This is a genomic window from Mycobacterium hackensackense, from assembly GCF_025822555.1.
In the GTDB taxonomy this organism is placed as follows: Bacteria; Actinomycetota; Actinomycetes; order Mycobacteriales; family Mycobacteriaceae; genus Mycobacterium; species Mycobacterium fluoranthenivorans.
The window spans coordinates 53,690-63,498 of sequence record NZ_JACKUC010000034.1 but is presented as its reverse complement, the minus strand read 5'-3'; the positions used below and the strand labels follow the sequence as shown (position 1 = coordinate 63,498).

The window sequence follows — 9,809 nt, the reverse complement described above, 5'->3', positions numbered from 1 at the left end:
TCAGGCCCCCTTCGGCACGTAGGTGTGAAGGCGGTCGACGTTGGCGACCTGCTTGCGCACGACGTCGCCGATCTCTCCGCTCGTGGGACCGGAGTCGACCTGGATCGACACGTTGCGGCTCATGTCGACAGGGCCGGGAGCTGGCCCGGATCCGATGCCGGACGCCGGCGTTCCCGGGGGCGCCATACCAGCGCGCGCGTATCCGGCGGCGTCGATGGCAGACGGGATCATCCCGAACGGCAGACCGGACGTCGCCGCGGCTTCACCGGGCGCCCCGGCCGGTGCGAACGGCGACCCAGACCACGGCGTACCGTCACCGTTCGCGTAGCCGGTCTGCCACGGAAAGCCCTTGCCCTGCGGCGTGTACTTGATCCCCGCGATCGCATTGAGAAGCTGGACGACGCCGAGCTGCGAGATGTCCGGGAACATCGAACCGTCGAGCCCCAGCGTTTCCTTGAAGAACGATCCGACGATCCCGCCGATCGGGTCAGTCGCGTTGCCCTGGCCGTTGACACCCTTGCCGGACTTCAGCTTCGTGAACTTGCCCTTCGCCGCGTCGTCGCGGTCCGCACGGGCATCAGCCGCTTCGCGCTTCGCTTCGTCGAGTTCGTCTTGCGCGGCCTGCTTCTGAGATTCCTTCGCTGTGGCCTTCAGTTCGGATTGCCGCTGCTCGGCCCGCGCGACCCGCTTGTCCGCGTCGGCGACCCGCTGGTCGGCTTCGCGCATCTTGCGCGGATCCTGCGTGTAGTAGCCGGATTCACCGGTCGTCGGATCAACACCGGCGACCGAGCCAGCCGGGATGCTGCCGCCGCCCATCCCGTAGCCGCCGACACCGCCGTCGGATCCGCGGCCTTCGCCGTACATACCCTGCACCGGCAGGAACATGTGCTGGTCGAATTGGGGATCGCTGGCCTTCGCCGCACCCGATCCGACAGTGAATTCGCCGTTCTTCCCGCCAGCTTCGGCGCCCATCCCGTTGGACAGCGTCATCGCCATATGGCCGTCGTTCGGGTTCGGGCCGTGGTCGTACCAACCGACCGTGATCGCGCCGGGCCCGCCCATGCCAGGCTGGAAGCCGCGCTCGGCGAGCCACTGCGCGGCGTTCTTCGTCGACATCAGACCGGAGTCGGGCAGGCCGAGCGCACGGTTGATGACGCGGGCAGCCATACCCGAGCAGTCGGTGCGGTTGCCCTGGCTGTAGCCGGTTCCGGCCAGCGCCTCGGCGGCCACCACATCGGGGGAGAATCCGCCCTGATCGAAGGCCATCACGCCATGGACGCCGAGACGACTTCCGGTTTCCTGCCAGATATCGAGGGAGCGCTGCGATCCGTTCAGTGGGATGTACGCTTCGCCTCCGGTCGACGGTTCGCGGTATCGGACAAGGCCGTTCGGGTAGACCGGTGATCCGATGTGCGCGTCGCGGCCGATGCCGTCGATACCGCCGCGGGCCCGAGGCGGGACTGGAAGTAAAAGCTGGTCTCGTGTTGTCGGGCTGGGCGCTTGGTTCGGGGCAAGTACGTTGACGGGTGCGGAGATCGCGGTCTTCCATTTGGCGATCCAGGCGCTCATCGCATCGTCTGCTGGCCCGAGTTCGGGATGAACGTTGGGATTGATCGTCTGCCCGGACTGCTCGGCGCGCCACGCTTCGAGCTGATTGCCGGCTTCTTCGGTGTTGGGGATGATCGTCAAATGCGTCGGATCCCCGGCGATCGCCATCAACCGATAGCCCATCGCGGCGAGCTTCTGCTGAACCTCCGGCGTGTTGTCCTTGACGTCGATCGTGACGTCCTTGCCGTTGGCCGCAAGCGTTTTCACCGAGTCGCCTAGGCCGTCGGTGAACTTCTTCGCCTCCGCGGTGCGCTTGCCGTAGAGCTCCAGTCCGAGGCGGGCCTTACCCATCGAGTTGACCGCTTGGTCGGAGGATTCCTCAACAAACTTCAGCGATTTGGCCATGTCGTCGAGTCCGACGGCGCCAGCGAGTGTGCCGAGTATCCCCGCCGCGCGCGCAACAGATCCAGCGATCACCTGGCCCATCCGCAGGGCGGCGTCGCCCATCGTGACGAAGAACTGGACGACCTCGGCCTTGTGTGTGGTGAGGAAGGTGACGAACTCGTTCAGACCGCCCGTTAATGCTGGGCCGAGGGCATCGAACGCGTCGAGCTTGATCGACTCCGTCGTGTTCTTGAAGGATTCGACCGCGCCGGGCAGCCCTTGCATCTGGGCGTTGGCCATCTCGCCGGCGGCGCCGACACGTTGCAGCTTCGTGTACATGTCGTCGAAGGCCTGCGCGTTGCCGAGCATCGCCGACCGCATCGCGTCCGAGCCGAACAGGATGTTCGTGTCGGCTTGGAAGTCCTCCGACGTCATCCGCTTCTTCGCTTCGTCGAGCTGCCGGAACAGATCTCGGAAGCCGACGAACTGCTTGTCGCCCTGCTGATTCAGTTTGTAGAGCTCCAAGCCGAGCGACTGGATAGCGCCCTGCGCCGGGTTGCCCTGGTCGGTGATCGACTGCATCGTCGTCTTCAGCAGCGTTCCGGCGTCGCTGCCCTTCACACCCGCGTTCGCGAACATCGCCAGCGCTGCGACCGTGTCGTCCAGGTTCTCGCCGAATCCCTTCGCGACGCCGCCGACCTGTGCGAGCGCCTGCGCCAGATCAGGGATGTCAGCCGACGACGCGATCGCAGCGTTCGCTAGGACATCCGCGGTGTGCGCAGCCGAATCGGCGTTGAGGCCGAACGCATTCATCGCGTTCGCCTGAATCTCGGCTGCCTGCGCGGATTCAATCTGACCGGCGGTCGCGAGCTGCATCGTGCCGCGGGCCGCGCCGATGGCCTGGTCGACGCTGAAGCCTGCCTTCGCGAGCTCGGTCATCGCGGTTGCCGCGCCGGACGCGGACGCGCCGGCGAGCGTGGTATCCGCGCCGAGATCCCGCGCGGCCTTCTGCATCTTCGCCATGTCCGCCGGGGCGGCGCGGGTCACGCCCTGGAAGTTGTTCATCGTCTTCGAGAAGTCGAGCCCGGTGTCGATGATCGACTCGAAGCCCTTCAGCACCAGCCCGGCGGCCTTCTCGCCCGCTTCCAGCAGCGCGCCCGCACCGATCGCGGCCACGGCACCGACCACGAACGCACCGCCGGCGCCCTTGCCGATGTTCCCGAATCGCCCAGTGATCCCGTCGAGTTGACCGCCGAGCCCCTGTAGGAAGTCGACATCGCGACCAGGCTTGAACGGCTTCGCGTTCTGCGCGTCGACGAGATCCTTCTGCGCCCGCGTCAGCCTGCGCGTCTCGGATTCGACCTCCGAGATCGCCGACTTCTGCGCCCGCAACGCCGAATTGCGTTGCGCCTCGGCCCGCGCGAACGCCGACCCGCCCTTGTCGCGGGTCTCGTTCATCCGCTCTTCGGCGACCTTGAGTTTGTCGACCGCGGCCGCTTCCTTCTCGCGGAGCTTCGCGATCTTCGTCGACGACTTCTCGACGGCCGCCTCCGCGGCCTTCACACCGTCGGCGACACCGTCAGCCAGCGCAGCACTAGCGGACTTCGAGATCCCCGCGAACGCCCGGCCGAGCGTCTTGTCGATCTTCGGTCCGATGCCTTCGATCGAAGGCATGATCGGCAGGACGTACCGCCCTACCTCTGCGCCGGCTGCCATCGTCGGTTACTTCTTCTCGGCCGCGCCCGGGGCGCGCTCGAAGCCGGCCGCTCGGGCGAAGATCGTGAAGAACTCCCAGAAGTCTTCGATGAGCGGTGCGACGTCGAGGAATTCGTCCCACTGCTCGGCGCCGAGCATGAGTTCGACGGCGTCGGGATAGCGTTCCATCACGCCGCGCTGGAAGATCTGCATCGCCCGGGTGGGCCACTTCGCGCGGGCTCGCGGGAAGCTGAACTTCCGGCCGCGGAAGTCGATGGTGTTCTTCGTCGTGGTCCGCTTGATGAACTTGTCGAGCGCAGCGAATTCGGCAGCGGCGTCATCTTCCTCGGACTGCTCGGCATCCTTGGGCTTCGTGTCTTCGGCCGCGGTGTCCTCGGCGTCGGTAGTGCGTTCATCGGTAGCGGTCATCAGCCGGCCTTTCGTGGTTGCCGATCGCGAAGGCGGTTCGCCATCGCCTTTTCCAGCGCGGCCATCGCGACCGCGGGAGGTTCATCGATTCGGGCGGCGGCCGCTGGCGCCGCGGCGACGGCGCGACCGACCTCGGCCTTCTTCCGTTGCGCCGCTTCCCAACGCGCCCGGCTCGCGGCCGGCGAGTAGTAGTCCTCTTTCGCCGCCAGATCGGCCATCGTCTTGTCGTTCTCGGCCTTCTTCGCGAGCGCGGCGCCGATCTCTTCGGCCGTCATCGGGCGGCCGACGTACACCTGACCGGCGAGCCGTTCCCACACCTGCGCGGTGAGGATGTGCTGCTTCGTCCACAGCTCGCGGCCGCCGTTGCGTGCGATGGCCAGCGCTGATTCCGGTGGCAGGCGGCGCACGTAGACCCAGATCTGTCGCAGCGTGAGACCGCCGCGCCAGCGGTCGAGATAGTCAACGTTGCGGAATGTCCGCAGATCGGACGCGATGTCGTCCTCGTATTTGTCGAGCAGCCACAGCAGGATCGGGACGGCGCCGAACGATCCGAATGCGCTGTCGCGGTTGATCTTCGATTCGGGTAGCCGCGTGACTCCGACCGCGGCGGCCATGGCATCGGCCAGGTCCATGACGTCGCCGTAGTGGGGGATCGGCGCGGTCTGGACGCCGAGCAGATCGACGACGGCGTCGACGTAGCGGCCAGCGCGGATCGCTTCGAGCGGCCACTCTTCGAGTGCCCGTCGAATGATCAGTTCGTGGTCACGCCAGACGAATCGGACTGTGGATTCGCCGAGCGCTTCCGATCGCGCCGCGTCGCTGCTCACCTATCGACATAGCTCCGAGCTTTCGCTTCCGCCGTGTCCTCGCTCCGGTCGCCAGCGGGCGCGACCGTGCCGGGTAGGTCTCCGAGCAGAGGATAGAAGTTCCGGATTTCGTCTGCCGACGAACTCACAAGCGGGAGAAGAGATCAACGATAAAGTCGTGTTTGTGCCTTCCAAACGCGCGTGTGCAAAATGCGGAGAATTCAACTACATCGGGCGTGGAACCCTCCCCGAAGGGCAGTACCTATGCCGGAGCTGCCGCCGTGGTCGAAGGATGGCCAAGCGGATGACAATGCGCCACTACCTGACGGCCGAGCAGATCGAAGACCGGATCGGCGCCGCGCGCGGGAGCCTGAGCGACGGTGATCTACCGCCTGTTGACGCTGTCGTCGGGCCAGTCAACGACGACGGAACGCTGCCCACAGGTTCGATCCGAATCTGGCTCGTTAGCACGATCGACACATGGCAAACCGGCGTGAAGGCAGCGCAGCGCGTGCACCAGGTCTACCGCGCCGACCACGCCACGAAAGAACTGCTCAGCGCGTATGACTTGGAGATGATCACCGGAATCCCTTCGGGAACATGGCGGTACTGGGTCACCGTGGATCAGGCGCCGCCGTCGCAGAAGATTGGTCGGCGTCGCCTCTATCCCCGCGTGACCACTATGGAGTGGTTGCGCGACAAGGGGATTAAGCTAGATGTAAATGAGTAGTTGACAGCATCGACGTGTAAACGTATCATTTACGTATGGAGATCAAAGACAGCGCCCGCAAGCACGACATCGCGGACGCCGACATGCTCCATGCATTCGAGAACGCGCTGCGCTACATCGAGCAGGAATACAACGGTGAGCTGCAACTTCTCGTGATCGGACCCAGCCGCACCGGCGCGCTGCTGGAACTGATCGTTCCCTGCGACGAACCGCAGCGGATCATTCACGCGGACGTGCTCCGCGCGAAGTTCTACCCCTACCTGCGGTAGGGCCGTGTCGGCGGCAGGAAGCCGCCGACACAACAGGACGCGGGATTGACCCGCCGACACGGCAGATGAGAGCCGAGGTAACTGACATGGCAAAGGTGAAGGAACAGAAGGATCTCGAAGACTTCCTCGACAACGTCGAAGTGAAGCCAGCCGATGCGCGCGACGCAACGCACATCCGGCGGATCATCGCCGCGGCGAAGGCGGTCACCGCCGCGGACGCCGAGCTCGTCGCAGCGGTGAAGGCGGCCCGCGACGCCGGCGACACCTGGGACGCGATCGGCGTCGCGCTCGGCACGTCACGACAGGGCGCCTACCAGCGATTCGGTAAGGCGGTCGCGTGAAGTTCCCACACGATCCGGCCGAGGTCGCCGTCTACGATCTCGGGACGATCATGAATCAGCAGGCCGAGCAGGCGGCAGCCGCCGAAGCGGGCCCGCCGATGATCTGGTTTTGGACGCTGAAGACACAACACCCGGACCGGTACGGCGAAGGTGCCCACACGACGTGGGATGGTGCCTGGCAGGCGATGCGGGACAAGGCGATTGAAATGGCTGGCGGGAAGCTGTCGTTTCCGGCCGGTGGCGACGCAAATCAAGAGATCGCACTGATCCAGGAAGTGATTCCCGGAGTCGCGATCCGGCTCAACACGATTCCGCTCCACACGCCGTGACACCGCTCGAATGGGTCGACGACGACGGTTGGCTCGTCGCCCGAGACGGCGCGGTGACCTACTTCATCGCGTCATCGTGGAAGGTGCTTCCGACCGCCGAGAAGTTCGACGTGTTGCTGACACATGCCGAGATGGAACGGGGCGATGACGGCGAGCCGGTGCTGCTGTATCGGGGATGGGGTCATGATGTCGACGATGCGAAACGGCTCGTCGAGCTGATCCGCAATGCGCCGGTCGGCGATGACAGCGCCCGGCTGGAATGGATGCGGCAGCACCAGCGCGAGCTCGCGGCGGAAGTCGCGCGGTAACGTCGCAATCGGAGATAGCGAGCGACTGGCGAAACAGAACGGGCCCCGATCCGCGTGACTGGATCGGGGCCCGTTCGTTGTTCGGTCTACGCCGGGGGGTTCGATTCGGGGGGCGTCTCCGGCTGACCGACGTTCTCGGCCGACTTCCCCCGCTTCGAGGCAGGGGTGTCGGCGGTCTTCTCGTCCTTCTTCGGCTCGGTGTCCGGCGGTGGCAGCTCGCCGGTGTGCACGTCGCCCTGGCCGTCGACCACCTCGGCGGCATCACCGGTTTCGCCTTCGGCCGGCTCGCCGGCAACAGCATTCGGGTCGTCGGCGTCGGCGACCTGCTGCACGATGACGTTGCCGCGGCGCGCGGCCGACCGCAGTACCTCCGCTTCGTCCCGGCTCTCGACGATCTCGCCGACCTCCTTCTCGACGAGCGACGCAGCGGACCCATCGTCAACCCTGATGATCTCACCGGCCTGCCGGTTGTTGACCTGCTTATTCAGCTTCACGTACTTCACGATTCAGGTTCTCCGATCCGGCTCTAGGCGGCTTCGCCGTGCTGCCACGTGAACAGCTCACGGGCACTGTTCGGGAAGATCCGCGCCGACAACTCACTCGGGGTGTTGTCGCCTTCGACGTCCTTATCGCCCGGAATCCACAGCCGCGCGGGCCGCTTCGTGATCCGGCGATCGATATAGCCGTCGGCCGTGCGCTTCTCGAATCCGAAGAACAGGTGAGCCGGATCCGGAACCACGAGCGTGGTATCGGACGAGCCCGGCCAGAGGATCGACTGCACGACGGCGTTGTCCTCGCGCGCCTGCACGGTCGTGGTCGCCTTGAAGTCCTTCGACGCGACCAGGATCGTGCCGTAACCCCAACCAGGGATGTCGGTTTCGTCCCATTCACGCTGGGTGTCGATACCTTCGGCGCCGACGAGGATACCGAGGTATCCCCACTTGACCGACGCCTGGTTGGCTGCGTCCCATGCGACTGTGGTGTCGAATGGCTCGGTGATATCCGCGGGGATATCAGCAGTCGCGAGTACCGGCTGCTTGTAGACGAAAACGTCGGCCTCGGTGAAAAGCCGGACATTGCTCGGGTTGCCCGCCATGCTCGTATCTCCCTGTCACTCAGGCGATGATCTCTGTCCGAATCACCACGTTCACAGTTCCGGACGCAAGGTCCGCTCCGGTCGCTCGGTGCTGCGTCTCGGTCAGCGCTTGCCCGAATGGCCGGACTACTGCTAGTCCTTCCGGGACTGTAGCGAGAATGTGACCTAAGCACTTGCGAGCTATCCGCCGACTCGTCGGCACGTCATCCGACCCGACCGTGATGCGAATCGTGTGGTCCGACTTCACCGGCCAGTCCAGCGGCCCGCCGTCGTCCGCGATCAGCACCAGCGGCCGCGCTTCGGCCAGCGTCCAGTCCTTCGGCCACTTATGCGTCGCGATCCGCGGAACGACTGCCTCGTCGGCCAGCAGCGCCACCAGCGATGCCTTCACCGCGTCGACGGGCTCGCCCTGCACTCGGGTTGTCATCACTTCCCCCGATGCTCGGGCAGGCCGCGGTATCCCACGTCGGTCGCCCGGGCCCGCTCATGCGCATCTTCGTCCTTCTGCGCGAACGCTCTTCGCCACTGCCGCCGCGACCGGAATGCCATAGCCGCCTCACTCACCGCCCGCGTACCGACTCCGTCGACCGCCTGCTCTTCGGCGTCCACTTCCAGCGACGCCACATGCCGATCCGTGGTGTACGTCCGCACGGTGGCGTCGCCACCAACCCGCCGCCGAGCATCTTCGGCGATCTCATCGACCGCAGCGACTACGCCCGGATCGTGCTTCAGGATGTTGCCGATCACCTTGCGGTTCGGCTTGAAACCCTGCCGCGGCGCCATCAGCCGCCACCACCGCGGAACCTGGCCAGCACCACGTCCTCGTTGCGTTCGGCATGCTGGCTGAAGTGTCGCTGTATCCGGGCCACGCACCGCATGCCGCGCACGAGAATCCAATCGCCGTCGCGGATCCCAGTGCCCAGCGGCAGGACCACGGTGAAGTCCGCTTCCTCCGTAGTGCCCTCGGCCCCATAGCGTTCGACGGTGTTGCCCGCGTCGATCGCCGTGGCCACGACGGTAAACGGCTCACTATCGGGCAGGCGGGCGCCGTCATCGTCCTGGCCGCCGCGCGGCGTGATCGTCACCTGCTCGCCGATACCAGCCGTGTGCTCCTCGCGTGAGCAGAACACGCGCACATGGTGCTCGATGCGGTCGATCAGGGTCCGCTTCACCCGCGCGTCGGCCAGCAGTTCGAACACCTTGCCGTCGTGCTCGATCGCGTCCTTCTCGGCCAGCGCGCGCGTGTCAGCGTCAACCGGCAATGCGCACTTCGCGTTGTAGACCGCCACTGGCGCGGCCGGCTGGCCCGTGGCCGACGTGTGCGATATCCCGGTGATGGTGAACTTCGCGCGTGTCTTCGTGATTCGACGATCCTGATATACCGGCCGACCGTCGGCATCGACTGTCTGCTGGCCGGCGCCATCAAGTACGGGATCGCGGAAGATCAGGTCGACATCGTCCGGGCCCAGCGGGAACGCGGGCATCAGTAGTCGTTCACCGGGAAGCATCCGCGTGGGGAAGCGGTGAGATCGAAGCCGAGATCTCGCCACTGCGCGTCGGTGATGCTCACGTAGGCAGCGGGATTGGCCAGCACGCGCGCTTCGGTTGCGTCATCGGTCGTGATGGTCACCGACGAATAGCCGGCGAAGTCACCCATCCGCAGGACAGAGGCGACAACGTCGCGGATCAGCAGACGCACTTCGGGATCTGATTCGTCGAGCGTGCGGTCGTTCTCGGCGTACTTGCGGCGGACCTTGTTCGATGCCGCCATCAGCAGATCGTCGGTCAGCGTGTCCTCGGTGCCGACGAGCGGGCGGAACCGGGCGACGAACTCCGTCTTGGACAGGATCGGCGTGACGAGCCCTGCCACAAGG

General features: G+C 65.7%; 14 protein-coding genes. 5 read left to right on the top strand and 9 right to left on the bottom strand.

Annotation, left to right across the window (positions count from 1 at the left end; translation table 11 throughout):
• From H7J86_RS26435 to H7J86_RS26425, 3 genes are all read right to left on the bottom strand, one after another.
• Complete coding sequence (locus tag H7J86_RS26435; protein WP_267294612.1) at positions 1-3,120, bottom strand: phage tail tape measure protein; 3,120 nt, start codon at positions 3,118-3,120, stop codon at positions 1-3.
• Positions 3,121-3,654: 534 nt separating this feature from the next.
• On the bottom strand, positions 3,655-4,056 hold the full coding sequence (locus H7J86_RS26430; RefSeq protein WP_267294610.1) for a hypothetical protein: 402 nt from the start codon (positions 4,054-4,056) through the stop codon (positions 3,655-3,657).
• Positions 4,056-4,883: a hypothetical protein gene (locus H7J86_RS26425; protein ID WP_267294608.1), complete on the bottom strand. Its 828-nt coding sequence runs from the start codon at positions 4,881-4,883 to the stop codon at positions 4,056-4,058. The genes H7J86_RS26430 and H7J86_RS26425 overlap by 1 nt, the downstream gene beginning before the upstream one ends.
• Positions 4,884-5,154: 271 nt before the next feature.
• On the opposite strand from H7J86_RS26425, the gene H7J86_RS26420 reads away from it, so the two are divergent.
• The 5 genes from H7J86_RS26420 to H7J86_RS26400 all read left to right on the top strand — a co-directional run bounded on the left by H7J86_RS26420 (position 5,155) and on the right by H7J86_RS26400 (position 6,839).
• Entirely contained in the window at positions 5,155-5,592 is a 438-nt protein-coding gene (locus H7J86_RS26420; protein ID WP_267294606.1) for a hypothetical protein, read from the top strand.
• Between the two features lie 35 nt (positions 5,593-5,627).
• On the top strand, positions 5,628-5,861 hold the full coding sequence (locus tag H7J86_RS26415; RefSeq protein ID WP_267294604.1) for a hypothetical protein: 234 nt from the start codon (positions 5,628-5,630) through the stop codon (positions 5,859-5,861).
• 86 nt (positions 5,862-5,947) lie between these two features.
• Positions 5,948-6,202 carry a hypothetical protein gene (locus H7J86_RS26410; protein WP_267294602.1) on the top strand — a complete coding sequence of 85 codons (255 nt, stop codon included), beginning with the start codon at positions 5,948-5,950 and terminating at the stop codon, positions 6,200-6,202.
• Positions 6,199-6,531 (top strand): hypothetical protein, encoded by a 333-nt coding sequence (locus H7J86_RS26405; RefSeq protein WP_267294600.1) that lies wholly within the window; start codon positions 6,199-6,201, stop codon positions 6,529-6,531. Before H7J86_RS26410 ends, H7J86_RS26405 begins: the two co-directional genes overlap by 4 nt.
• A complete protein-coding gene (locus tag H7J86_RS26400) occupies positions 6,528-6,839 on the top strand; it encodes a hypothetical protein (RefSeq protein ID WP_267294598.1) in 312 nt (103 codons plus the stop codon). Before H7J86_RS26405 ends, H7J86_RS26400 begins: the two co-directional genes overlap by 4 nt.
• Positions 6,840-6,925: 86 nt before the next feature.
• Here the strand turns inward: H7J86_RS26400 and H7J86_RS26395 are convergent, their stop codons facing one another.
• The 6 genes from H7J86_RS26395 to H7J86_RS26370 are packed head-to-tail and all read right to left on the bottom strand — an operon-like array spanning position 6,926 to position 9,805.
• Positions 6,926-7,333 (bottom strand): hypothetical protein, encoded by a 408-nt coding sequence (locus H7J86_RS26395; protein ID WP_267294596.1) that lies wholly within the window; start codon positions 7,331-7,333, stop codon positions 6,926-6,928.
• 32 nt (positions 7,334-7,365) lie between these two features.
• On the bottom strand, positions 7,366-7,935 hold the full coding sequence (locus H7J86_RS26390; protein WP_267294594.1) for a hypothetical protein: 570 nt from the start codon (positions 7,933-7,935) through the stop codon (positions 7,366-7,368).
• 19 nt (positions 7,936-7,954) lie between these two features.
• Positions 7,955-8,362, bottom strand: coding sequence for a hypothetical protein (locus H7J86_RS26385; RefSeq protein WP_267294593.1), 408 nt, complete (start codon positions 8,360-8,362; stop codon positions 7,955-7,957).
• Positions 8,362-8,718 carry a hypothetical protein gene (locus H7J86_RS26380; protein WP_267294591.1) on the bottom strand — a complete coding sequence of 119 codons (357 nt, stop codon included), beginning with the start codon at positions 8,716-8,718 and terminating at the stop codon, positions 8,362-8,364. Before H7J86_RS26380 ends, H7J86_RS26385 begins: the two co-directional genes overlap by 1 nt.
• Entirely contained in the window at positions 8,718-9,419 is a 702-nt protein-coding gene (locus H7J86_RS26375; protein ID WP_267294589.1) for a hypothetical protein, read from the bottom strand. The genes H7J86_RS26380 and H7J86_RS26375 overlap by 1 nt, the downstream gene beginning before the upstream one ends.
• Complete coding sequence (locus H7J86_RS26370; RefSeq protein ID WP_267294587.1) at positions 9,419-9,805, bottom strand: hypothetical protein; 387 nt, start codon at positions 9,803-9,805, stop codon at positions 9,419-9,421. Before H7J86_RS26370 ends, H7J86_RS26375 begins: the two co-directional genes overlap by 1 nt.
• Positions 9,806-9,809: the final 4 nt, after the last annotated feature.

Bases quoted from the DNA above. Each gene is read 5' to 3' on its own strand.
- H7J86_RS26430 (WP_267294610.1), bottom strand. From the start codon at position 4,056: ATGACCGCTACCGATGAACGCACTACCGACGCCGAGGACACCGCGGCC.
- H7J86_RS26420 (WP_267294606.1), top strand. From the start codon at position 5,155: ATGGCCAAGCGGATGACAATGCGCCACTACCTGACGGCCGAGCAGATC.
- H7J86_RS26415 (WP_267294604.1), top strand. From the start codon at position 5,628: ATGGAGATCAAAGACAGCGCCCGCAAGCACGACATCGCGGACGCCGAC.
- H7J86_RS26410 (WP_267294602.1), top strand. From the start codon at position 5,948: ATGGCAAAGGTGAAGGAACAGAAGGATCTCGAAGACTTCCTCGACAAC.
- H7J86_RS26390 (WP_267294594.1), bottom strand. From the start codon at position 7,935: ATGGCGGGCAACCCGAGCAATGTCCGGCTTTTCACCGAGGCCGACGTT.
- H7J86_RS26385 (WP_267294593.1), bottom strand. From the start codon at position 8,362: ATGACAACCCGAGTGCAGGGCGAGCCCGTCGACGCGGTGAAGGCATCG.
- H7J86_RS26380 (WP_267294591.1), bottom strand. From the start codon at position 8,718: ATGGCGCCGCGGCAGGGTTTCAAGCCGAACCGCAAGGTGATCGGCAAC.
- H7J86_RS26375 (WP_267294589.1), bottom strand. From the start codon at position 9,419: ATGCCCGCGTTCCCGCTGGGCCCGGACGATGTCGACCTGATCTTCCGC.